This window comes from Microbacterium sp., from assembly GCF_036566905.1.
GTDB lineage: Bacteria > Actinomycetota > Actinomycetes > Actinomycetales > Microbacteriaceae > Microbacterium.
This window is the reverse complement of record NZ_DATCVK010000081.1, coordinates 1-2,108: the sequence shown is the minus strand read 5'-3', so window position 1 is coordinate 2,108 and position 2,108 is coordinate 1. Positions and strand designations below refer to the sequence as shown.

The following is a 2,108-nucleotide window of genomic DNA, read 5'->3' as shown; positions in this document are numbered from 1 at the left end:
CCTGGTACCTGCACCTCGCGAAGCGTCGCCCCGAGGTGATCGCGAACATCGGCAACACCGAGACCGACGCGCTCGAGGGCGTCGGCTAGGTCGCGTCGACCGATCCCCGGGCCTCGCCGTCGTGTCAAGCCCGACGGCGGGGTTCGGTGCAGACCCCGCGCCTCCCTGGGCTCCCCCTACAGCCATCAGGGAGGCGCGGTTCCGTTTCCGGCGCTTCCCGTTCTGCGCTTCGCGCCACGCCCGCGCAGCGCGTTCGTTGACTATCGTCGGCTCATGGGGATCTTCACTCGCGCCGAGGCGGCACCGACCGAACCGCCGCTCTACCCGGGTCTGGCCGGCCTCGAATCGGCCGACGCGGGCGAACTCGCGACGCAGCTCTTCCTCCGCGTGTTCACCAGCGGGCAGTCGTCGCACGTTCGGCCGGAGGCGGTGCTCGGCGCACTGCAGCGGCTCTCGGGCGTCGACGAGGTGCCCGGCATGACCGTGCGCGGCACCCTCACGACGCCGAGGGCGCGCTACACGCTCGACCCGGTCTTCCTCCAGTGCGTGCTCGTGTGGGAGCGAGCGCTCATCGCCGGGCGGCTCTCCCGCGGCTCAGAGGCGTATCACCACCTCGTGCTGCTCCCGATGGGGGCGCGGGCGCTCGCCGGAGCGGACCCCGAGGCGGCGGTGCGGGCCCTCATCGACGCGCCGGCGTCCTGAGGCTGGCCCCGGGAGCGCGCTTCAGCGGTTCGCGGGCTGAGCGCAGGGCGACGTCGCCTAGGCTTCGGGCATGTCGCTCGACGCATCGGTTCGTCCCGAGTCCGCCATCATCGCTGCCGTGTCGCGGCTGCACGAACTCGGTTTCCAGGGGGTGCGTGTGGCGGCGAACCACTATGCCACCGGTCACTGGCGGTGTCGCGTTCTGGTGCCGGAGCCGGGCGACGCGATCGGCCCGGCTGACGAACGGAACATCCTCCTGGCGTACACGAACGGCTCGGGTCGGGATGTCTTCGGGGATGGCCGCACCGACTGGGACGTTGTCGCGCTCGCCGACCGGCTCGCCCGAGCGGCTCAGGAGGTTCCATCGGCCATGCGGCTCGACCCGCAGTACGCCGCCTGGCTCGCCGAGCTGCGGCGCCGCACGGCGGGCGGCTGGTTCGTGATGTGGGAAGACGCATACGTGCCGGAGCAGATGTGGGAAAGCCGAGGACTGGTGAGGCTTGTCTATGCGGATCGCGCCGCCGCAGAGGCGGACGCCGCCGATCCGGCGCATTCCGGCGTGGACGAGAACGGCTGGTCGCTCTCCGGCACGATGCCGGCACCGCCCATGCCGTGATCGGCCCGAGTCGGAGTGACCGCCGATCGATCCCGAGGTGATCGCGAACATCGGCAACACCGAGACCGACGCGCGCTCGAGGGTGTCGGCTAGGTTCCGCCGACCGGACTCCGAGCCCTCGTCGCCGCCTCAAGCCCGGTTTCCGGCTGCATCAGAGCTGTCGCCGCAGCACGTCGTAGGCCCAGGAGGCCAGCGTGGTCGGCGTGGTGCTCTGCGCGGATCGCGGTTGCTCGGGAACGAAATCGTCGCGAAGCCCGGTGGACATGCCTATGAGTGCGTCGACGAGGGTGTCGGGCATCCCGGCGCCGAGCATCCCGTCGCGCATTGCGTCATCCGGGATCCGTTCGACGCGGAGCGGCCGACCGGTCGCAGTCGACACGATCTCGGCGACCCGTCGCCAGGAGAGGTCTTCCGGTCCGTGCACGGCCTGGACGTGCCGGCCGTGCCACTCCGTCGAGAGCAGTCGGGTGACGGCGACCTCGGCGATGTCGCGCGGCGCGACCCAGGCCATCGGATGATCGACGGGAAGGACGATCTGCAGGCTGCCCGACCGCACCTGGTCGAGCTGGAGTTCGAGGTTGCTGAAGAAGTAGCCGCAGCGCAGATGGGTGACATCGGCTCCCGTGGCATCCAGCGCGACCTCGGTGGTGGCGAGCCCGTCGATCTCGCCGGCTCCGCGGCGCTTCTCGGCACCGACGCTGCTCTGGAAGACCACTCGGGCGATGCCGTTGTCGTCGATCGCTCGCACCACGGCGGCCGTGGCGCGACGGTAGTCGTCGAGCGGATCGGC

3 protein-coding genes are annotated in these 2,108 nt (G+C 70.9%); 2 read left to right on the top strand and 1 reads right to left on the bottom strand.

Annotated features, from left to right (window positions below; translation table 11 throughout):
• Nucleotides 1-273 precede the first annotated feature (273 nt).
• Both VIP82_RS06495 and VIP82_RS06490 read left to right on the top strand, forming a co-directional pair.
• Nucleotides 274-702, top strand: coding sequence for a hypothetical protein (locus tag VIP82_RS06495; protein WP_331906829.1), 429 nt, complete (start codon nt 274-276; stop codon nt 700-702).
• A 70-nt stretch (nt 703-772) separates the two neighbouring features.
• Nucleotides 773-1,318: a hypothetical protein gene (locus VIP82_RS06490; protein WP_331906827.1), complete on the top strand. Its 546-nt coding sequence runs from the start codon at nt 773-775 to the stop codon at nt 1,316-1,318.
• A 151-nt stretch (nt 1,319-1,469) separates the two neighbouring features.
• On the opposite strand, the gene VIP82_RS06485 is transcribed toward VIP82_RS06490, so the two are convergent.
• The coding region (locus VIP82_RS06485) for an NmrA family NAD(P)-binding protein (RefSeq protein ID WP_331906825.1) at nt 1,470-2,108 on the bottom strand (639 nt) is incomplete at its 5' end.

Bases quoted from the DNA above. Each gene is read 5' to 3' on its own strand.
- VIP82_RS06495 (WP_331906829.1), top strand. From the start codon at position 274: ATGGGGATCTTCACTCGCGCCGAGGCGGCACCGACCGAACCGCCGCTC.
- VIP82_RS06490 (WP_331906827.1), top strand. From the start codon at position 773: ATGTCGCTCGACGCATCGGTTCGTCCCGAGTCCGCCATCATCGCTGCC.